Genomic DNA, 20,650 nt, shown 5'->3' with positions numbered 1-20,650 from the left:
ATCCCTCCTTATTTGTTTCACCACTACATCAACTTTCATTTCCATTCGTCTGGGACGTTTCCCTCATTTTCTGTCTATATTCGTTCGGCGTAATTCCCTGTATTTTTTTGAACACTCTGCCAAAATAGCTCATACTGGCAAAGCCCGTATCCTTGGATATTTCCGTAATCGTCTTATTCGAAGAGGCTAACAGATCCATTGATTTCTCGATCCTGACTTCTATGATGTAGTCGTTAATGGTCTTGGATGTATACTTCTTGATCAACCTGCCCAAATAAACGGAAGACATATTCAGAATATCCGCGATACTATCAATACTTAAATCATCATTCATATACTGCAATTCAATGATACCGCGTATTCTCCGCATCAGTTCATCATATCTGGTGTTTTTACGCTCACCCAGCTTCTCTTCAATACGTTGGAACGACTCCAGAAATTGGTTCTGAATATCCGAGAGCCGCTCTAATTCAGATAACTGTGCAAACACTTCACCGAAATTGATTGAGAATCCGTATCCAGACGCCTTTTCGAGCGTATCTACGACCATATTAATGGCAAAAAATAAGCGGAATACCGTCAGTTGAAGATCTTTGTACGCATACCCGTCCGTCGATTCCAGAATCACAGAACAAAGCCTCTTCACCTCTTCCATCCGGCCTGACATCAAAGCATCCGTCAACTGTTCCTCCTGTTGGATCGGATAGCGGAACGTTCGACAGTTTCTTTCAGCCGTGAACTCAGCATGAATAAGCGAGCCCCACCCGTAAAAGACACGGAATTGAGAGGCTTCAAGAGCATCCGCATAACATTGACGGCAATCCCAAATATCTAAGCCAGGTCGACTCACAGCAGCCGTCACAGACATTTTAAGATGTTTTTTGATCGCCTGTTGAATGTCCTGTACCAGTTTATCAATATCTATTCCTTTAAGTTCATTCATCATGAAGACCACGTGATCATCCCCGAGATCTACCGCTTCGCAGGGAACATAACCAGATATAATCTCCGAAGCAATATTCATAACCCCGAATCGCAACAAGCCTCTATCTTTGAAGCTATACTGCAAAGAAAATTCTTTGAAGTGATCGATCTTCAGAAGCAGTATTACAATGGGACGATGGGTATCCAAACTAATCTCGAAATGTTCCAATTGCTTTATCACAATTGGCTTAGAGACTTGACCATCCGATAACATCCATTGTCGCAAGAAATCCTGCTTCAACTTGTATGAATTTTCTCTTAAGGCTTGATCTTGTATCCCTACTCTCTTCAGCATAGCGGCCATAGGGCGGTTCAGCCTTTTAGAAGATAAATAAGACAACGCAAAGCCCACAACGATCAGCAACAGGCAAATTCCCAGCGTTCTTGTTCGCATCGTATTGACATCCTTAACGACAACCTCATAAGGCGTGTATCGGACGAACTTCCAGTCAAGGGAATCCGATGAGGCAAACGTGATGAGAGACTTGACCCCATCCACTTTCCCGATGAAATGACCGGACTTCTCCTTGGAATGCAAAATATCCTGCACAAATTCCTGATCCGATAATGCACTTAGCATACTGTCCTTATAGATGCTGCTGAACATAACTCCCTGCGAATCCATCATGATGATGCTGCCATTGCGGTTTTTGTCCATGCCTTCAATGACCTTCTTCATCCAGGAATCAGAGACATTCAAGACGATAGCGCTTCCTTCTTCCGAGCTCGTTGCTTCATAATAAATAAAGGTATACACATTGTATTCGATTCCGACGAAGTTAGATTGTCTTTTGATCGTGCGTGTAATCGGTTTCAAATTCATCTCGGGCTTAAAGCCCTTGATAATATCCACAATCTCCTGATCATCGACATTGGATTTTTTTTGCAGGCCGTAGTTGCTGATATAATAAACATCCAGCTTGCCATTGTATAGATAGACAGAGTGGAGAAACGGCATTGAGGCAATCAGATTGAGCCTATCTGTGATGTTTTTCATGTCTACAGGATCCGTAGCTGCTGGATAAAAAATTTTGGACATATCCTTATCGAGCAGAATTTGGGCTATGGCCATTTTGGCGTTCTCCAGCACAGAATCCGCCGCCGAGCTGATCTGCGACAACGATTCCTCAGAAAACGTATATATTTTCCTTTGCTCAATCTTCACAAACTGGAGATACAAAATAAAAGACACAGCCAGCACAACGACTGCCATTAAAGTTGATAAATAAACGAACAGGCTGGAGAAGTAACGACTTTCCAGCATGCGAGACGGAACTTTCATTACTTCTCCTCCTGTCAACAACCTGTTTATTTTTTGCCTGAAGCCTTCCAGCTGTCATATTGCTTATTCATTTCCTGAAGCACTTTATCGATGCCTGCCGCTTTCAGCTTTTCCTTGAATTTGGGCACATAAGCTTCCGGATCAACCGAACCGGTTTCCAAGATCGGCCTAAATTCGCTTTCCACGTTTTTGATGGCTGCGACCTCTGCTGTTAAAGCGGAACTGTCAAAGTTAAAGCCCAAATCTGGAACAATTTCTGATTCGTCATTGAACTTTTTGAATTGCGCCCAAATATCATCCGGTTCGCCAGGCATCAAATAAGTCTGGAATTGGTTCCCGTATGCCCAAGTCGTATTGGGCTTGTATCCTGACTTCTTCCCATTATCCGTATCTGGTGCATAGTCGATCCGCTTTTCGCCTTTTGTGATATAATGCTTGCCTTCGATTCCCCGCCCAACCAAATTGATCAGCTTCTCATTGGCATACATCATATTATAAAACATTAATACGCGGTCAGGATTTTTGGAATTCGTAGGAATTGCCATCATAGAGCCGACCAAATCGTTGGTTGTTGTAATCGGCTTACCGAAGTTCTGGTACACCATGGGTATTCCGATTGCATTCCCCACTTGAACATCGACATACGGCTTCAATTGAGAGAGTATAAAGCCAGATTTGGCTTTGTCATCATTGGTCACTTTCTTAACAGGCGCGTCTGCCGGAATGTATCCCGCCTTGTAATATTTGTTCATCGTTTTCAACGTACTCATGTATCCCGGCTCATCCAATTCCAGTGTATAGCCGCTTCCATCCTTTTTCAACATAAGCGATTGAATGGGCGATACATTCCAGAAATCCCGGTTATTAAAATTAGGAGCTCTGGTTATCATGGTAGCTAGAAATGGCGTAATTCCCGGTTCATTCTCTTTGATGATTTTCAGAGCTGGTTCCATATCTTCTATGCTTTTCATCTGAGAAATATTGATTTTATACTTTTCCATCAAATTTTTACTAGCAATGATGCCGAGCCAAGAGCCTTTTTCCTTATAAGCCGCCAACGTGTAATTTCGCCCTTTGATCGCGCTGGCTTGCAAGAAACCTTCCGACAACAGCTTTTTCGCATCAGGCGCTAATTTATCGAGCTTATCCGTAAGATCGACGAATGCCCCTTTGCCTACCATCGTATTGTAATTCATATTTCCATTGGACGTAAACATGAGATCTACTTTCTCGCCGGTTGCGAGTGAAGCGGTCATCTTGTTGTCATAGTCCCCGAAAGGAATAACGTGCATCTTGACAGTAGCATTAATGAGTGGTTGCGTTATTTTGTTGATTTCCGCTTCTACCAACTCATTATCCGCTTGAGGCCCTGTTCCAATGATATACCAGTCGATTTGATACGGTGCTAATTCACTTTGAGCCGGTTTGACACTTGAATTTGGATTTGGCGTCGTAGTGACACTTGCCTGCTTGCCGCTGCTGCTGCTGCTGCAGCCTGCTAATACGATGGACAGTGACAACATCGCCACTGATAACGCTTGCACCTGCTTTTTCCCCTTTAACATTTGGATTACCTCCCAATTTGTGAGTATCTATGCTAACCAATATAATTGGATTTAGCCTTTAATAGCGCCTACTGTCAAGCCTTGGACAAAATACTTTTGGAAAAACGGATAAGCGAGCACAATCGGACCTATTCCGACCACGGCAAGCGCCATTCGAACGGTCAGCGAGGGTGGTGAAATTTGCATAACGGTCCCGTAATTCTGTCCGCTTACGGAAGATAAAAAGTCGGCTGTACTCTGCGCTTTATATAACAAATATTGAATATTCAATATCTTGTCGTCTTGGATTAACATAAGGGGCAGCCACCAATCGTTCCAATACACAATGGCGCTGAACAGGCCAATCGTCGCTAAACCTGGCAAGGACAGTCGCAATACGATAGAAAAGAAGATTCGATACTCACCGGCTCCATCGATTTTCGCCGATTCAACAATCCCATCAGGAATCGATGTCATGAAATAAGTTCTCATAATCATTACATACCATCCATTAAATAGATACGGAACGATCAAAGCCCATATATTATTTTTGAGCTGAAAGATTTGAGTCGTCACCATATACCAAGAGACCATGCCGCCTGAGAACAACAAAGTAAAAACCACCAGAAAGGTAAATAGCTTGCGATAGGCAAAATCCTTTCTCGACAATGGATAAGCAAATGATGAGATGACGAGCAGGCTCAATATCGTACCAACAACGGTTACGAAAATGGTTACACCGTAAGCCTGAATAATGGTTTTACCTTCCTGCAAAAGATACTTGTAAGCCTCCAATGAAAATTGCTGAGGCCAGAACCTGTAGCCGTCGATGACAACTGATTGTTCGGAGCTCAAGGAAACCGCTACAATCAGCAGCAGCGGAACCAAACAAGTCAACCCCATTAGAATAAACAACACGTGGATAGTCAAATTGGCCGTAGCCGATATCGAATTGACTTTTAATGCAGATTTCATCTATCTCCCTCCTCAGAGAATTGCTTTATCTTTATCTATTTTGCGAACCACATAGTTCGATAAAAGAACGAATATGAATCCTACGAACGCTTGGAACGTACTTGCGGCTGAAGACATTCCGATATCCCCGCTGTTCATCAATGCCCGGAAAACGTAAGTGTCGATTACATTCGTGACGTCAAACAGGGCACCGGAATTCATAGGAACCTGATAGAATAAACCAAAATCCGCAAAAAACATTCGGCCGATACCTAACAGCACGAGCAACGTTACGACTGTAGAGATCGATGGAATCGTAATATGGCGAATTTGCTGCCATTTGGACGCGCCATCAAGTGCAGCAGCTTCGTAGTATTCCTGAGCTATCCCTGTAATCGAGGCCAAATAAACGATGCAATTATAACCTGCATATTTCCATATATTCGTAAAAATAAGAATATAAGGCCAGTATTTCGTATCGCTGTACCACTGCACCGGATCGATACCAAGTGGCTGCAGAATCAATTGATTGATGATCCCTTTATCGACGCTAAGAAATCCATAGAACAGGTAACTGACGGCGATCCATGATAGAAAATAGGGCAGCAAGATCGTGGTCTGATACACCTTGGCTAACCGCCGATTTCTTAACTCGTTCAAAGCAATTGCAAGAAATAGGGCAATTAGAGAACCCAAACCAATAAATACCAAATTGTAGACGACGGTATTGCGTGTAATGAGGAATGCATCCGGCGCTTTCAAAAAAAACTCAAAGTTTTTGAAGCCGATCCACGGGCTATTTTGGAAGTTCGTGAAGAAGCTTCCCCCCGAATAACGGAAATTTTTGAACGCGATCAAAATGCCTCCAATAGGCAAGTAATGGAACGCAATCAATAGAAGCAAACCAGGTAATGTCATAAGCAGCAAAGCTCTGTTCCTTGTGAAAGTTCTCATTCAAAATCCTCCCTCGCTCTCTCCAACCTAGATTAGCACCTGATTTCAAGGATCGTAAATCGCAAATCGCGTAACATTTCCGCATTTTAGCGAACAAATGTCATTAAATCCGAATATGTTCCTTATAGATAAATGCGAAAATACAAAAAGAAGCCCCGCAAAATGCAGGGCCGCTTCCTTGTATTGTTTTAACGATTCATTTCTTGAAAAGTCTTTACTGGCGTAACTATCCTTTTCCTCAGAACAAAAAAGCCGGAGATGCCAATCAAAAGCACACAAAAGGAATAAGGAAACACTGAATTGGCGGTGTATAAAGCCGTACCTACAATAGGTCCCAGGCATGATCCTCCACCCTGCAAAGCGGCAATGAAAGCAGCAACGCTTCTTTGTTCATGATTTTGAACAGCTACAGAAGCCCCGGCACTATATCCAAGCAAAGTAAATCCAATTCCGATTCCGAGTACAGCAAAATCTAAATAAGCCAGACGGATCACCGTTAAAAGTCCCACCAATCCTAAAGCGACAAAAGTGAGTCCAATGATGATGATCCGCTTGTAGGGCCATTTGAGATATTTGCTTATGACAATTTGCGAAAGAACGACCATGACGCCGGAAATAGCAAGCCCAAGCCCAATCAACTGAGTAGCTTGCTTGGCACTGTACCCCAATCTATCTTGGACATAGAATCCAATCGTTACCTGAACGATATTTAAGGCAAACGATAGCAGCAGTCCAATCCATAAATAGAGGCGAATCCGTCCATCATTGGGTGACAGTGCATTGACCTGACGCTGTATGGCCTTTTCCTGTTCTTTTGGAATCGCAGCTAGAAATAGGATCACAAGCAGAAAAAGCAGAAGAGAAGCCGCGTACATCGGAGCTGTGAGTCCCAGCGACGCCATGCCGCCGCTCATCGCAGGCCCGAGCACGAAACCCAAGCCATTGGCGGCACCGAACAATGCCATGCCTCTGGCCCGCGTTTGCTCTGTTGTCCAGCCCATAATATAGGCTTGGGCTAATGCTGGAATGCCGCCAAAGAAAAACCCAGCGATCGCCCGCAGCAAAAAGAAACTCCAAAACAAACTGGCTGAGCTGTTTGCATGCGCCGAGTAATCAGCTAACCGCGCAAAAATAATCAGCGTCGCCACATAGATAATGACAATCGAAGCTAACAACATTTTTCGATTCATGAACGTTTGCTTTTCCCAGAAGTATCCGCCAAGGAGCCAGCATAACCCCGCAATCGATACTAAACTTCCGGATTGAACATCACTAAGCCCCAGATTACGTGAAAGTGGACCAATAATAGGATTGAACGCAGCTATGGAGATCATCCCGCCCAATACAAGTAGAAACATAATAACAAGTCTATATTTCAAGCCATACCCTCTCCTTTCCTATCCATGTTACTATGTATCCAAAAGGACCTTCTACCAGCAGCAGGATTATTGGGCTGGTTGCAAGGATATCCGAGCAACAAAAAAACTGCTCGGAAGGAGAGCAGTCTACTGACATTCTATGCTATTGTCCGAATCACGCCTACTGGTAGAATGACGGATAAATTCGCCTGGGTTGACGCCATATTTTTCACGGAACACCTCGGAGAAATAGCTGCAATTTGAGTAGCCTACTTCACAGGAGGTTTCCGTCACATTCAACATTCCTTGCTGCAGCAAGTGGTATGCCTTCTCTAGCCGCTTATCCCGCAAGTAACCGAATACCGTAGTGCCGTACAGTTCTTTGAATCCTTTTTTTAGTTTGCAATCATTCAAACCAATCATACGGGACAATTCGATCAACGTTGGGGGATCCGTCATTCGTTCCACGATAATGTCTCTTGCTTCCCGGATCTTGTGCCAATCACGTTTGGGCAATTTAGCATTAGAGGCATCTCCATCGATCAGGAAAGACTGAAAAGCCATGGAAATTAGCTCCAATACCCGGCATTCCATCTCGACATTTTTGGTGCCATAGGATTGAGCGCTTTGCAAAACTCGCTGCAGGATAACAGAGGCTGCCGGATCAATCGTCTCCTGAAACATGTGAAATGACCGCTGACCCATAATTTCGAAGAAGTCGAAAGATCTCGTGCCCCCAACTTCCTCCATATAGTGATGAAAGGTTGCAACCGGAATGCCTATACCCAGCATCAGATACGGATGATTTCCGTTAAATTGAAATTCAACATCCACTTCATTCATAAACTGGAGCGAGCAGATTCCCGGAACAAATTCGTATTGGGCTCCTCCGACATGAATCTCTCTCTTCCCTTGCAAACAATAATTCAACTCCACCATCGCTGTTTGTGTGCCAAAAAGCAGCTTCCGATTGCGATGAAAAGTAAAGTCGGAAATCACAACCTCAATATCCTCTCTGGGCACAAAGCGGCGAATCTCCCCTTCACCCATCTGCGAATGAAGCTGCATCTGTTCGGATCGGCTCCTATGTTGTCGAGGCATCTCAAGCCCATCGAAAAAAAGATTAAAGTTTTGATGAAAGTCTGTCATCCTGATCCTGCACCTCGTTTAACGTCCACTTTCTTTTGCTGATAATCATTCTCAGTACAGTATAACTTAGATCTGCTCGTTTGACTATCCTAAAGTAGTTGACTACAGCTGCGCTCACCCGTTAAACCGACCAAATCGGCGCATTCGCTTCAATCCGAATGTCCTTTGTCCCCTCAACATGCTGCATAGATTGCTTGAAAGGAGATACGCCTGTCGGCGATTCCAGCTTCAGCTTCTTCGCAGCATCTTCATAAACCAACTGCAAGCATTCGCTGTCGTTGTCTGCTTTCATGTTGCCCAATTGGGCGAGCATGACTTCCTCAGGGCAATCTGCGCTTTCCATGACTAGTCCAAATGCCAAATGCGCTTGTTTCATCTCGTTCAGCGTCAATGCTGCGGGTTCCCCTTCGTAAAGAACGATCTCCAGTGCCGTCATGGTCTCATCCTCAGTTACCCGTACCTGCGGTGTGTGTGAACCGAAGCGGCAGTCGAGCAGGATAATCCCGATAGTCACATGTGCTGCACGAATCAGCAGGGGCTGGCCCAGCTCTACCCGCTCCGGCAGTACAAGACGGCTTCGCTCACCGCCGAACTCGAAACGCAGCAGCATGGAGGAAGCTACTACGGAGCCCCCAAGTGGATCCAGCACAAAATGCTTGTCCCCATGATCAGAGCAGAAACCGGCAATGCCAAGCAGCAGGCCACGATGCTGAACCGTGTGCAGCAGACCCGAGCTGAAATCGTAATCGTCGTGAAGGCACCGCAAACGAAGACTGCTAGATCGATCCGCCTCTCCCCAATAGGCGGTTAGCGGTCGGCGCTGATTCCACAAATCGCAGTGATTGAAAGAGCCTAACGTATATTCAGGCGTAAGATAGGATGAAGCAACAACCGGTGTCGGCCCTTTAACAATAACCTTCTCCGAATAGGAGGTGGCACGTCCTTGCCCGAAATACGGCACATACTGACTTGGCATTCGCAGCCCCACACGCGCCCATAACGGCCCGATTGCCAGTTCATCCTCCCCAAGCAGAGAAAGGCGGCCTTGTCCCGCAAGCTGCAGGAAGGATAGAAACTCTCTGCCCTGCAGCGTTTCGTAAGAGCGACTATGAGGTCCCGCCCATTGGCGTGTTTTGCTATGATAATGCTCCGCAACAGAAGCCCACGCCATATCATGCAGTTCCCCCACCATGTCCAGACTGGCGTTATCGCGAATATGTCTCAGCATGAGGGATAAATCCTCAATGGCCACAACCGTATAGGTTGGACTGTTATACTCCGTAAACGCCCCATGAAGCGTACAGTATTCATGCAGCAGTTCCAATTTGCTCCGTCCGTATGCGAACAGCTCCCTATTCCCCAGCAATTCACCAGCGAGCAATGCCACATAAGTACCCATGATGCAAATGTTCGTATACGAGGGCATCACATTGCGGCGCATAATGAGAACAGCAGCAGCCTCCACCCCTGTTCTCATACGGTTCATGAGCTCGGAAGGCAGCTTATCCGCATGATCCACGGTTGCCTGAATGAGTGCTTTTCCACAGAAATCAGCCCAATTGCGGTCCGGAGATGCCATATCAGCGATTGCTTCTTCCATATAATATGGCCAGTTACCGAAGTCTGGATGTTCTCTATTCAGCTCTTGGAAGTCAAGCAAGCGTCCTATGATGGCGGCCGCAAGCTCTGCATCTCCTTCAGAATTACGGTCAAGCAGCGACAATGCGAAATAGAACGACTCACGAATCATATGCACCTCGGCATTTCGCACATTCGTGTGGTAATTGTACCCTGGCCCCCTCCTCGACTTGAGCGCAAGCGCCTGCATATCGAAATTCTTCATCTGTTTCTCTACAATTCCGTTATAAAGCTGTCTGGTGGATTGTTCCCTCATCTGTTATCTCCATCCTTCATATAAATTAACTGGAAAAAATCCCCCGAAAATCGGGGGAAATGCCTTACTTTTTAGCACCTTTAAGCGCTTCGTTATATTCTTGTGTCACTTTGGTTCCGTTTTTGTCCATAAATGCCTTTAACGATTGATCCCATTCGGCTGAACTCAACTGGCCCATAACATATTTGACCTTGGCTTTGACGATCTCCATGTACATATCTGGCGTGCTTTGTTCTGTAGCGGATTGCAGTCCTGCGATTGGGCTCGTTTTGATATGCTTAAGCAAAATGTCATTTGCTGCAATTTCTAGCTTCAGTGTTTCCGGATCGTCTGAATCCTTCGTATAATTCGTATTTTCCGGACTCGGAAGCGCTTGTGTTGGCAAAATATATCCGCCGCCCAATTTTTGCAGCTTATCTTTGTCGGTCACTTCAACGTTACCGTCGCCGTTCGTTTTAAACGTAACGCCGTCCAACCCGAAGTTTTGCAGTTTATTATATTTTTGTGTGCCTGCTACGACATAACCATTCTCCTTGGACGGACCATAGTCCAGCCATTGCATAATCGTTTTCACTTTATTTGCATCTTTGGCGGCAGTGGCGCTGATAAAGATCGCACCGACGTTGCCAGGGCCGGATACGACACCACTTTTTCCAGTAGGACCAACAGGCGGATCGAAAGCTGTCAGCTTCGCGCCCGGCGTTGCTTTCCCTACACTGGAAGTAAAGTTGCGGATTAAGGAAACGAAATCAAAGGTGATACCGCCCTTGCCATTTTTGAAAAATTTATCCTGAGCTTGGTTCGCTTTGTTCAGCGCAAAATCTGGATCAACAAGACCTTCGCTAACCGCTTTTTTCAACCAATCCAGGTAAGTTTTATATTCAGGCAGCGTTTCGTTCATGACAAGCTGGCCATCCTTAAGCACCCATCCAGAGCCGTCTAGTCCAAAGCTGTAAAGCAAATCGCCAGCTCCCCAGAATTCCCGGCCATTGAAATCGCCTACGCGACCGGTAATTTCACCAAGCTGAAGGCCGTACGTATCTTTTTTACCGTTGCCATCCGGATCATTATTGGTCATCGCTTGCATCGTCGCATACAGCTCATCCAGTGTCTTCGGAACGGGCAGCTTCAGTTTATCCAGCCAATCTTGTCGGATCAAGGGCGCATTGGGAGCCGACAGCAGTGAACGGGCGATTGGAATCCCATAAACCTTGCCGTTGTAGCTGACGTTGTCATAATGCAGCTTCGAATATTTCAAGTTCGGATACTTCGAGATATATTCGTCGAGCGGAGCGATGGCTCCTTGCTTGATCAAGCGAATGGCAGTTGCATCGAAATTAAAAGTAAATACGTCAGGCATAGAACCTGAAGCTACCATGGCATTAAATTTTTCTTGAAAATTTGAATTGGGAATTGGCGTGAATTTAAGGTCCATGTTGAACTTCTGATTTAACCACTTGATACCGTCGTTGTTATCCACATCTGGTACTGTGTTCACGTTCATCGAGAACGCAATGGGTACTGGCTTAGAAGGAGCTGCGGAAGCCTTTGTTCCGTCTGCGGATGAGGAATCCGTTTTGCCGCAACCGGATAAGATGAGCGTTCCCCCGATCAGTACGGTGAAGCATGTATAGATGGTTTTTTGAGACAGCTTTTTCATTTCATTTCCTCCTTAGAATGGAACTCGCTTTGAAACCTAACCTTTGATTGAACCAATCATGACGCCCTTCACAAAATATTTTTGCAAAAACGGGTACACGAGTACGATCGGTACCGTAGCTACAATGACCATTGCCATCTTGATGGGCTCTGCCAATTGCATCATTTGATCCTGATCAATCATGGAAGCGTTGAGCTCTGATGAACTTAGGACCAGGAGGACTTGGCGTAAAAATACTTGCATAGGCCATTTGGACGGGTTATTGATATATAAAATAGCTTGAAAAAATTCGTTCCAATGCCCTACGGCGTAGAACAAAATCATGGTTGCAATGATTGGCATGGAAACCGGAAGTACGATCCGAAAAAACGTGCCATACTCCGTGCAGCCGTCAATCGTAGCCGACTCTTCGAGCCCATCCGGTATGGTTTGCATAAATGATTTAACAATGATGATGTTAAATGCGCTTGCCGCTCCCGGGATGATCAGCGCCCATAGGCTGTCCAGCATTCCTAAGTTTTTAATCAGGATAAACGTTGGAATCATCCCACCGCTGAAAAGCGTTGTGAAAAACACCAGCATCAACATGGGATTGCGGAAAGGAAGCTGGGATTTGGATAATGCATACGCGAGTGTAAAGGTGATGATTAAATTAAGCGCCGTTCCGACAACCGTAATGAAGACAGTTACGCCTAATGCTTTAATTAAATCCCCTTGCTTGAAAATATAGCTGTAAGCTTCCAGCGACCATCCGCGTGGCCAGAGAACAAGTCCGCCTCTGCTCAGCTCTACGCCACTTGACAGTGATGAAGCAAGCACATTGACGAATGGCAGCAGCATCGCAGCCGAAACAAGAGCAAGCAGTACGTAATTCAAGCGATCAAACAGTACTTCGCCAAAGGTTCTTTTAAATCTCATGATTTCACCTCTCTAGAAGAGCCCTTCTTCGCCTAGTTTTTTGGTGAGTTTATTTGCACCCAGAATCAGAATGAGTCCTACAAGGGAATTGAATAACCCAGCCGCAGAAGCAAAGCTAAAGTCTCCTTGAAGAATGCCTTCCCGATACACGTAAGTTGCAAATACGTCTCCCACATCCAGCACGAGCGGATTCAACATCAAGAAGATTTGCTCGAAACCGGTATTCAGAATGTGACCTAGCTGCAGCAATAGAAGCATAATAATGGTCGGACGGATTGACGGAAGCGTAATGTTCCACAGCTGGCGCCATCGGCTAGCACCATCCATAACCGCTGCCTCGTAGAGCTCAGGTGACACGCTGCTTAAGGCAGCGAGGAAAATAATCGTCCCCCAGCCTGTTTCCTTCCATATGTTTTGAAGCACAATCGTGATTTGAAACAGCTCTGGCATCATCATCCACTTCTTGGCTGTTCCCCCGAACATGACGACAAGTTCATTGACAAAGCCAGTTGAAGAAAACATCAGGGAATAGATCCCGATCACAATGACCCAAGACAAGAAGTGAGGCAAATACACGATGGTTTGGACAAAACGCTTGTATAGCGCATTTCGCACCTCATTCAGCAGAAGCGCCAGCACAATCGGTGCTGGAAAAAATAAGACGAGCTTTAATAAATTAATCATCAGCGTATTGCCCAGCAGCTTGATGAAATTGTCCCCTTGAACAAAATCTACAAAATGCTTGAAGCCGACCCACTCACTTCCGACAAATCCTTGGAATGGGCTATAGTCTTGGAATGCAATCAACACGCCCCACATTGGCAAATAATGAAACAGGAGAAAATAAACGATGCCGGGAAGCGCAAGGACATACAGCCTGCGGTGACGGTACATGCTTCGCAGCAGCGAGCTTTTGGGGGAGCCAGTCGCAGTTGAAGCGGTAGTTGGTACGTTCATGCCCAATCCTCCAGAACTAAAATGCTTTCGATTACTCAAGTGCAAAACACTCCGCTAACAACATTAAAACAAGCCCTTGGCCATACAAAGTTGGGATTTGCTCAATCGTTTGGTAGGCTTCAATCGTTGGCATGATCGGTGTGCCTCCTGACACGCTTGTCACTTCACCGGTAGTTCGAATATTTCCCATAACGCCATTTAGTGCTTTCAATGCGTACTTGCGATACGACTCCTCCAAGAGTCCCGTACGGATGGCAAGCATAATTCCACAGGCAATCCCTGCACTGCCTGACGTTTCTTGATAGAAATCCGTCCTGTCCATCACCGTATGCCATAAACCATTATTGCTTTGATAAGCAATCAAACCGTCAATCATCCGTCGGTAGCTTGCTCCAACCTGATCCGGGATCACGACGAGCTCAGCGATTTCCCGCAAAATTTCTGGCACCGCGACGCATATCCAGGCATTAGCCCGGGTCCATCTAGCTGCGGACAGGTGGTCTCCTTGCACGCAGTTCCAGCCATGGAACAATACGCCGGCTGTTTCATCCTGCAGCAATTTCAGATGCAAGCACACTTGTTCCAGCGCTTGTGCGGCAAGATCTGCGTCTTGCGTGATTTTCGCTGTACGGGCAAGCAGCAGATCAGCCATGAATATCGTATCTGCCCACACCTGCTCAGGGAAGCTGTCTTTCTCCGTGACTGTGTGCTCGAACGCATCTTCGCGTGTACGCGGAGCCTCATGCACCATCCACTGGGAAATATGCTTCGCTTGGTCCAAATAATACGTCTTTTTAGTCAGCTCATACATCCGGGGATAAATGGCGAAAGGCGCCATTGAATTAATAACCTTTGTACGACCGGCTTTCTCTTGATTTCGTTCAACCCACCCGACTAAATAATCCAGCACATCTTGCTTGCCTGTTCTATCGTAATAATGCAGCAGCGCGATCGTACCTACACCCGGGACCCAATCCCATTCGTTGATGTTCATGCCCCAGTCCGTCGACCTGCTTTCTGTCATATAACGATAAACCTGATCGGCAGCATTTCTTATTTGATCTTTCATTCCAACAGTCATTCTCCTCGTTCCACTCCTCAAGTTGTCTGCCGCTTCTCTCGGTATCGCCACCTCCGATCATCTTCTTAGCGGTCTTGAATCCAAGTATAGTACGAAAACGAGTGCGAATCTCTCGATCAATTGCGTAAAACCATACCAAAATTGCTTTATTATTTTAATCGCAGTAAGATAAATGAAAGCGTATTATGTCACAGGGGGACTGGAATGTGGAGGAACAGGAGAACCATTCGACCGATCTTTTTGTAAACAATAAATTGCAAGAATTACCCATTCATATGAAATACAAGGAAACCGAAAGAAATTTCTACATGAACTTTCATTCCCATGCCGGTTTCGAAATTTATCTGTTTCACGAGGGAAGCGGCTACTTTCTGATTGAAGAAAACATCTACCCGCTTGAAGGCAACGATATGATATTGATCAGCGCCCAGGAATCTCACAAAAGCTCACCCAAGCTGCAAATTCCCAGCACACGGTCAGCCATCCATTTTCTTCCTGAATTGCTGGACGCTGAAATAAGGGAAAGATTTCTGGATGTGTTCAATCCCAGCAATCGACACCGGCATATCCGGCTGAGCGGCGAGCGCTTGCAGCATTTTGACTATCTACTTGCAAGGCTGCATGAAGAATATGCGAAACTCAATACCGATGACTTCTTGGCACTGCGAATATACATTAACGAGATGCTGCTCGAAATCCACCGGATAGTCTTTAGCGGGTCAGAGCATGAATTAGAGCCGATTGCGCGACATACGATCAATCCCAAAATCGAGGAAGCCGTGAAATATTTATCTCAGAACTTCACCTTGGACATTCCGCTTGAGAAACTCGCCCATGATTTGTACATTAATCCGTATTACTTATGCCATTTATTTAAGAAAACGATCGGCTTGACGATCACTGATTTTCTGAACCATACGCGGATTCATCATGCCAAACGACTGCTTGCGAACACGAACATGCCCATTACGGAAATATCACAATCCGTGGGCTTCAACAGTTTTTCTTATTTCGGGCGTGCTTTCAAAAAAATTACCGGCACGACACCGCGCAGTTACCGCAACAAGTCCGTTTAACCAAGCTTCGTTGGTTTCGTTTGCTTCGTTTGTATCAGCAGCGTTTTCCTGAATTAAGCCGCTCACAGATCTTTCGTTGCATAGAGGAAATTCCGGGGAATTTCCTGACGAAAAGGAACTATGTTCCGCTATTTGGGTTCAAAATCGAATATTTACAGTCGAGAGGGAAGTATGATCCCTTATTTGGAAATATTAGCGTGAAATTCCAGTCATTTAGGTAAATTAGCGTACCATAGTTCCGTCTGACTAGCCGAATGCCTGATTAGATCATGAATAAGGGAACGTAGTTCCCATTCGTGGGTTCAAGGGCCGTTGAATTCAGCTGAATTCAATCAGACACTATTAGATGTAGTACCCTCAGCTGCTATTCCTTGCTATCAAGTCTCAATCCCCAGATAAACTGGCTCACCTTCACCTCATCCGCAGTCACCAATAAATATGAGGCGCGCTTCACTCACGCCAAATCAAAAATGCAGCAAGGAGCTCACGCCATCTGCTGCATTTTTGTTTCAATTAGCGATACGACGTGTCAATGTCCTAAAGAGCAACACTGCTGTGCTGACCAAAGCCCCCCAGCAAGTACACGGCAATTCAACCTACCTGTGCATACACGACAGTCGAAGCGAATCAGCAAGTCCCAAAGATGCTTGAAATAGCGTCCCAATCGCACATTTGCGGACAACTCTGCAGCATCTATCCTTACATTGATCAACTAACCTGCTGATCAGGCAGGCATCGGGTCAATGTGGCAAAACGCCCGCGATAAGGCAGACGTGGGGTTCAATGTCGCAAAACGCCTGCGATAAGGCAGGCGTCAGGTTCAATGTCGCAAAATGCCTGCGATAATGCAGGCGTCAGGTTCAATATCGCAAGATGCCTGCGATAATGCAGGCTTTTTCAACTATATCGTGCAAAAAAGGAAAATCCCTGCGATTATGCAGGTATTTTATGCCTTTTCGTCCTGAAATCCAGAAAAGGCCTCAAAAACATGCAGAATTGCAGGAATTTGCGGTTATAGCCTATTCCAACAAGAAAAAAGATGCATAATCGCAGGTTTTCACATTCTCCCCAGTTACTCTCTGACCTGATTCCTAGTTAAGCAGCGTTCAAACATATCGATAATGAACAAGAATCTTTCAGCCTCACGGAACACGTGATCTGCAAGCAAAGGATGAATAATGCTTTTGATCCGACAAGCTTCAATTAAATCCCTTGCGGTCTTTTTAAAATCTCGCAGCGAAACGACAGAAACCCGATTCTGATCAAGGAATTGGTCAAGAAGTGGTTCCGTTTGTGACTGAGGCCGCATGCCGCTTAAGTCAATCGCTTGAAATAAAAGTTGGTCAAAATCCTGACTAAAGTTCCGTGCTTGCTCGACGAGCTTACGCTCAGATGGATCTAAAAGGTGTCCTATAAATTTGGCATGGTCAGCCATAATTCGTAAGAAGAAGACATTTTCGTCAATAATTGCATCGGGTAATGGCTCCAGTCTTCCTGTATTCAATTCCTCTAAGCGGTTTCTGAAATAGTTCGCTTCCCTACTAACATGGTCAACGAGCAGCGGAAAATTGTTCCCGCCTGGAAGTTTACATTGGATAATGAGTCCCAGTACTTTTCTTTTAAAAACCCAAATATGAGAAACAGCAGCATGTACTTCACTATTAAATCGTCTAATTTGCTCAGGGTCCGTTAACTCCGTAAAAGCATGAGATCGTCCCTCGATTTGCTCAAAAATATGATAAAATTGATCGGCTTCATGGATGAGATGCGTATCTTCACAACGAAATCCCAATTTAAGAAATAGGGAATGCTCTTTCATAATGCGTGACCAGAATCTAACCTCATCCAATGATCGAATTACAAATTCATTTGACAAATCGGGCACACTCCTCACAAATCGTTCTATACCTTATATATAAGGAGTTGAGGAAAAGGTTATGCTCCTCCTAAGTTAAATAGCCATCATTTGTTTAAGGCTTTCTTTCAAGGAAGTAACAGGTCCTCCTATCAATTTCTCCAAATCGGTTGAGGTGGAGGACGTATCAATTTTGCTTAGGAAGCCGTATATCCAATTCTGGATCTGAGGATCCTGCCGGACATGAACAGATTTGCCTGAAAGCTCATAAAGAGCTGTCTTTAAATCATCGAAAGTCCATGAACGTGGCGCTGTAAGCTCGTAAGTCTTATTCTCATGGCCTGGTTGCGAAAGCACAACCGCGATGCCTTGAGCGAGATCATGACGTGTCACCGTATTAAATTTCCATTCCCCAGGATAAATACGCAGTTCACCTGTTGCTAAGGCAGCCTCCAAACCGAGCACCCCAACAAAATCGGTATACAAAGAATTACGCAGAAATGTGTATGGAATTCCGGTCGTTTGAATCGCATGCTCCGTAGCCAAATATAGATGGGATGGTGCAATATCGCCTGCTCCAAGAAAAGCAAAGCTCGTAAACAGCAGATGACCTACCTTTGCTTTTTTCGCCGCTTCAATTACATGGGCATGCTGACGGAATCGAATCGTATCATCCTGATTGGAACTCGAGATTATCAACAGTTTGCTGGCTCCAGCAAAGGCTTGACCAAGGGATTCTGGCTGATCATAGTCACATAAACGCACTTCAATTCCTTGCTTTACGAACACTTCTGCTTTATCCGGATTGCGCACACAAGCAACGATCTGATCTGCCGAAATTATCTGAAGAAGTTCATTGATGATTAAACTTCCTAACTTGCCATTGGCTCCCGTAATGACGATAGACATTGAGCTCCTCCTCTAATTATGCGCCGTATTTTAGTTAAGCCCTTAACTAAATGAACAAAGCTTTATTTCAACTTCTTCGCAGCTTATTTAATAAAACAAGGAGTTGTTTCATCTCAGCCTCTTCCAATACCTTCATTTTCTCCGCGATTCGTTGGCGATTTTCAGGCAAGTGTTTCATAAGCAGGCTTTGACCTTCACTTGTTATTGAAATAACTGTCTTCCTGCCGTCCTTCGGATGACTGGCTCGAACAATTAGCCCTTCCTTCTCTAAAGGGATTAGTAAAAGACTGATGTTGGGCTTCGTTACGCCAATTTTCTTGGCAAGCATGGTGGGCAGCATCGTACCTCCTTCCTTCATAATTTCAACTAAAATGCGGATTCTCGCACCATTCACACCAACAGATTGCCAATATCGTTCAGAAACATCAACCAAATTAGCCGTTGCTTCAACCAACGAGAAAAAAGTGAGCGTATCCAGCGGCAATTCTTGAACATACGATTCCAACTCTTTCATACAATCACCACCGTCCTTATTAGTTAAGCACTTAACTATATGTAGTTTACCTTACATCCAGAAGACTCGTCAACTTCGAATAACCAAAGTGATATATATAGTCATATGCGCATTGAAGCTTAGCATTCACCATATTGTATAAGGAGAATTGATTCGTTGTTATGGGAGGTTAGAAGTATGAACGAGAACAATGGATATCCGAAAAGGCCGTCCACTCAGCCATCGCAGGCTGCCAATCATTCGCAAACTGTCGGTGAACGAGGTCCCGTAGTGGAACAAGACACCATTTTGCACGAAACGCTGGAGACTTTTGTACATACCAAAATTTTGGAAAGACCCGTACATGTCAAAGGCAATGGCGCTTTTGGATACTTTCAGACGGTGCATTCCATGGCGGCCCATACACAGCTTTGTTTTCTGCAAAGTCCTGGCCAGCAGGTCCCTGTTACGGTACGATTCTCCCTTGCCGTAAGCAACAAAGGCACCCCGGATACTTCCCGTAATGTACGTGGATTCTCCACGAAGTTTTATACGGAAAAAGGTGTTTTTGATCTGCTTTGCAACCACATTCCTGTGTTTTCCGTACGCGACGCTATCCGCTTTCCAGAATCTATTAAGGCCTTTTTGCCTTCGCCGGTAAACAACCTCATCGATCCTGAACGGTTCTGGAGCTTCATAGCTAGAGCGCCCGAATCCACGCATTTTCTGGTCATGCTTTACTCGGACGCCGGCACTGTAAAGAGCCTCCGCCACATCCCAGGCCACAGTGTAAATACGTATGTCTGGAGAAATGCACAGGGAATTCGTACTTATGTCAAATATCATTGGGTTCCTTTTGCCGGCGTGCAGTATATAGACCGTCATGAAGCAGCCAAATTGATTGCCGAGAATCCAGATATTGCAGGCCAGGATTTATATGATACTTTAGCAGCGGGAAAAACGGTTGAATACGGGCTTTATGTGCAGCTTATGAATCCCGATGATGAGGCGATCCTTTCCTATGATCCGCTGGATGATACGAAGGTTTGGGATGAACAGATGTATCCTTGGCAGCCGGTTGGGCGACTTGTACTGAACCGCAACCCGGATAACTACATGGAGCAGGTGGAGAAAATAGCCTTTTCACCCTCCAATCTTTTGGAAGGTGCAGAATTGTCGGACGATAAGATGCTCCAGGGACGTGCCAACATTTATTGGGATTCACAACGCCAGCGGTTGGGTCCAGATTTCCGCAAGATTCCTGTCAACCATCAGGAACACTGGACGCCAGCTTCCCTTGTCACCAGCGGCAACGGTAGACACGTAGAGGGCCGCCTCATGCGCTCCGACCTATCCAAGCCAGATGATTTCTCGCAAGCTGGCCAATATTATCACGCACTTGCACCTGTGCAGCAAGAACATTTGGTGGATAACCTCTCTGCCGAGCTTGTCGGCATATCCCACGAAACACAGAGCATTGTTTTGAGCTATCTGTACAATGCGTCTGCTGAACTCGGGGAACGGGTTGCCCAGCAAATTCAGATGAAAGCAAAGGGATAACTTTTTCTATATCTCTCTATCC

At 45.3% G+C, this 20,650-nt stretch carries 16 protein-coding genes; 2 read left to right on the top strand and 14 right to left on the bottom strand.

The window, feature by feature from the left end:
• Positions 1–28: 28 nt before the first annotated feature.
• From BC351_RS29750 to BC351_RS29700, 11 genes are all read right to left on the bottom strand, one after another.
• Positions 29–2,266, bottom strand: coding sequence for a helix-turn-helix domain-containing protein (locus BC351_RS29750; protein WP_079417833.1), 2,238 nt, complete (start codon positions 2,264–2,266; stop codon positions 29–31).
• A 26-nt stretch (positions 2,267–2,292) separates the two neighbouring features.
• The gene (locus tag BC351_RS29745; RefSeq protein ID WP_079417831.1) at positions 2,293–3,831 is read right to left on the bottom strand and encodes an ABC transporter substrate-binding protein; all 1,539 of its coding nucleotides are present in this window, start codon (positions 3,829–3,831) and stop codon (positions 2,293–2,295) included.
• Positions 3,832–3,882: 51 nt separating this feature from the next.
• Positions 3,883–4,785, bottom strand: coding sequence for a carbohydrate ABC transporter permease (locus BC351_RS29740; RefSeq protein WP_079417829.1), 903 nt, complete (start codon positions 4,783–4,785; stop codon positions 3,883–3,885).
• Between the two features lie 12 nt (positions 4,786–4,797).
• Positions 4,798–5,718 carry an ABC transporter permease gene (locus tag BC351_RS29735; RefSeq protein WP_079417827.1) on the bottom strand — a complete coding sequence of 307 codons (921 nt, stop codon included), beginning with the start codon at positions 5,716–5,718 and terminating at the stop codon, positions 4,798–4,800.
• A 188-nt stretch (positions 5,719–5,906) separates the two neighbouring features.
• The gene (locus tag BC351_RS29730; RefSeq protein ID WP_244209214.1) at positions 5,907–7,097 is read right to left on the bottom strand and encodes an MFS transporter; all 1,191 of its coding nucleotides are present in this window, start codon (positions 7,095–7,097) and stop codon (positions 5,907–5,909) included.
• A 126-nt stretch (positions 7,098–7,223) separates the two neighbouring features.
• Positions 7,224–8,225 (bottom strand): helix-turn-helix transcriptional regulator, encoded by a 1,002-nt coding sequence (locus BC351_RS29725; RefSeq protein WP_079417825.1) that lies wholly within the window; start codon positions 8,223–8,225, stop codon positions 7,224–7,226.
• A gap of 121 nt (positions 8,226–8,346) precedes the next feature.
• Positions 8,347–10,119: a hypothetical protein gene (locus BC351_RS29720; protein ID WP_079417823.1), complete on the bottom strand. Its 1,773-nt coding sequence runs from the start codon at positions 10,117–10,119 to the stop codon at positions 8,347–8,349.
• A 64-nt stretch (positions 10,120–10,183) separates the two neighbouring features.
• Positions 10,184–11,779, bottom strand: coding sequence for an extracellular solute-binding protein (locus tag BC351_RS29715; protein WP_079417821.1), 1,596 nt, complete (start codon positions 11,777–11,779; stop codon positions 10,184–10,186).
• A 36-nt stretch (positions 11,780–11,815) separates the two neighbouring features.
• Positions 11,816–12,697, bottom strand: coding sequence for a carbohydrate ABC transporter permease (locus BC351_RS29710; protein ID WP_079417819.1), 882 nt, complete (start codon positions 12,695–12,697; stop codon positions 11,816–11,818).
• A 12-nt stretch (positions 12,698–12,709) separates the two neighbouring features.
• Positions 12,710–13,654 (bottom strand): ABC transporter permease, encoded by a 945-nt coding sequence (locus BC351_RS29705; protein ID WP_079417817.1) that lies wholly within the window; start codon positions 13,652–13,654, stop codon positions 12,710–12,712.
• Between the two features lie 31 nt (positions 13,655–13,685).
• The gene (locus tag BC351_RS29700; RefSeq protein WP_144028566.1) at positions 13,686–14,723 is read right to left on the bottom strand and encodes a glycoside hydrolase family 88/105 protein; all 1,038 of its coding nucleotides are present in this window, start codon (positions 14,721–14,723) and stop codon (positions 13,686–13,688) included.
• Between the two features lie 218 nt (positions 14,724–14,941).
• Between BC351_RS29700 and BC351_RS29695 the strand changes: the two genes are divergently transcribed.
• Positions 14,942–15,811 (top strand): helix-turn-helix transcriptional regulator, encoded by an 870-nt coding sequence (locus BC351_RS29695; RefSeq protein ID WP_158082274.1) that lies wholly within the window; start codon positions 14,942–14,944, stop codon positions 15,809–15,811.
• Positions 15,812–16,883: 1,072 nt separating this feature from the next.
• Here the strand turns inward: BC351_RS29695 and BC351_RS29690 are convergent.
• The 3 genes from BC351_RS29690 to BC351_RS29680 form a co-directional block, all read right to left on the bottom strand.
• Positions 16,884–17,687, bottom strand: a complete 804-nt coding sequence (locus tag BC351_RS29690) for a DUF2935 domain-containing protein (RefSeq protein WP_079417811.1) — start codon at positions 17,685–17,687, stop codon at positions 16,884–16,886.
• Positions 17,688–17,762: 75 nt separating this feature from the next.
• Positions 17,763–18,575 (bottom strand): NAD(P)H-binding protein, encoded by an 813-nt coding sequence (locus tag BC351_RS29685; protein ID WP_079417809.1) that lies wholly within the window; start codon positions 18,573–18,575, stop codon positions 17,763–17,765.
• A gap of 67 nt (positions 18,576–18,642) precedes the next feature.
• A complete protein-coding gene (locus tag BC351_RS29680) occupies positions 18,643–19,089 on the bottom strand; it encodes a MarR family winged helix-turn-helix transcriptional regulator (protein ID WP_079417807.1) in 447 nt (148 codons plus the stop codon).
• Positions 19,090–19,266: 177 nt separating this feature from the next.
• Between BC351_RS29680 and BC351_RS29675 the strand changes: the two genes are divergently transcribed.
• Complete coding sequence (locus tag BC351_RS29675) at positions 19,267–20,628, top strand: catalase (RefSeq protein WP_079417805.1); 1,362 nt, start codon at positions 19,267–19,269, stop codon at positions 20,626–20,628.
• The last annotated feature ends 22 nt before the right edge of the window (positions 20,629–20,650 follow it).

The sequence above is a fragment of the Paenibacillus ferrarius genome, from assembly GCF_002027705.1.
In the GTDB taxonomy this organism is placed as follows: domain Bacteria; phylum Bacillota; class Bacilli; order Paenibacillales; family NBRC-103111; genus Paenibacillus_E; species Paenibacillus_E ferrarius.
Note: the sequence above shows the minus strand (reverse complement) of the source record. Positions and strands in the feature narration are given on the sequence as shown.